The sequence below is a fragment of the Streptomyces sp. NPDC006265 genome, assembly GCF_040613555.1.
Classification (GTDB): domain Bacteria; phylum Actinomycetota; class Actinomycetes; order Streptomycetales; family Streptomycetaceae; genus Streptomyces.
In genome coordinates this window covers 1-1,279 of the sequence record NZ_JBEXSH010001449.1, presented here as the reverse complement: position 1 = coordinate 1,279, position 1,279 = coordinate 1, and the positions used below count along the sequence as shown (strand labels likewise).

The 1,279-nt window shown below is 69.3% G+C and carries 2 protein-coding genes and 1 pseudogene; 1 reads left to right on the top strand and 2 read right to left on the bottom strand.

The features are described 5' to 3' along the window. Positions 1–55: 55 nt before the first annotated feature. A complete protein-coding gene (locus tag ABZ281_RS49720) occupies positions 56–178 on the bottom strand; it encodes a hypothetical protein (protein WP_356665481.1) in 123 nt (40 codons plus the stop codon). Between the two features lie 18 nt (positions 179–196). Then, positions 197–443 (bottom strand): annotated as a pseudogene (locus tag ABZ281_RS49715) (universal stress protein); the annotation flags it as partial. 544 nt (positions 444–987) lie between these two features. Here ABZ281_RS49715 and ABZ281_RS49710 point away from each other — a divergent pair. Then, positions 988–1,279, top strand: a 292-nt coding sequence (locus ABZ281_RS49710) for a CBS domain-containing protein (protein WP_356665479.1), incomplete at its 3' end; no start/stop codon positions are given.

Sequence of the window (1,279 nt, the reverse complement as noted above, 5' to 3'; positions counted from 1 at the left end):
GGCGCGGATGGTGTCTGGGCCCCCCCGCGGGTGCGGCTCTCCCGGGGCGCTATGGTCACCGCCCGGTCGGCCGGCACCACGCGGGGGCGAAGGAGCCGTTGCCGAGCGTGCACGACGACTCGCGCAGCCGCTCACCGGCCGGGTCGTAGCCCTCGTCGTCCCAGGTCCACTCCGACATCGGCCACCCTCCCCTCTCCGAGACTTTCACCTCTGGATCACGAAACCGCGCGCGTTCGCCGCCGGACGCGGCTGTGCTGGGCCATGACCTCTTCGGCCGGGCGGTCAGTACTGAAGGACGGGCGGCCTCCCTCGTACCGCTCCCACAAAGAGGCGTAGAAGAGCCGGAGCGACAGGCCGGGGCGCGCCGCCTCGTCCGCCGCCCAGTCCACGGCCTCCAGGCTGGAATCCGATCCGTCGACACCCACGACCAGCGGGAGCTCCACGGTCACCCCCACTTTCCCGCCCGGCAACTGCCGGGAGCCCCTGTCAATACCGTCGCACCGCATGGGTTACGTCGCGACACATGAACCGGCTCTCGACGGGCGCCCTCGGCCCGGGTTGCACTGCGGCGATTTGCGACGATCGTGGAGTCATGCGGCTGGAGAAGGAACGGGGTTCCATTCCTCGCGTCGCCGCCACAGCCGTCGCATCGGCCTGATACAAGCCGGTTTCCCCTTCGAGGTCGGCGCAGGGAAGGCGAGCATGGTTGCCAGGACCGGCGTCTTCGGCGCCCTGACCAACAAGCCTTGCGAACAGCCCCTCCCCCTCGCTCGTGAGGAGTCGTTCGCGACCGACGCGCGCATCCCGACGAGGGCAAAAGAGCCGACCGCTCCTGGACCATTCACACGGGCACGTCGCCCTCTGGGGGGTCCGGGCTACCAGCCCGGTACGCGCTTACGAGTTCGACGCGGCTGCGGTCGGTGAGCTGCACGCACCCCACGGCGCCGGCGAGGTGCCCTGACGAGGCGAGAGACGAGGATGATCGCGGTGCCTGAGACCCCGCACATCGTCAGCGATGTGATGACCCAGACGGTGGTGGCCGTCGGACGCGACGCGCCCTTCAAGGAGATCGTGCAGACCATGGAGCAGTGGAAGGTCAGTGCCATGCCGGTCCTGGAGGGAGAAGGGCATGTCATCGGCGTCGTCTCCGAGGCTGACCTGCTGCCCAAGGAGGAGTTCCGCGACAGCGACCCGAGTCTCTTCGAGCAACGCCGACGGTTGTCCGACCTTGCCAAGGCCGGGGCGGTGACGGCGGGGGATCTCATGAGCACTCCCGCGA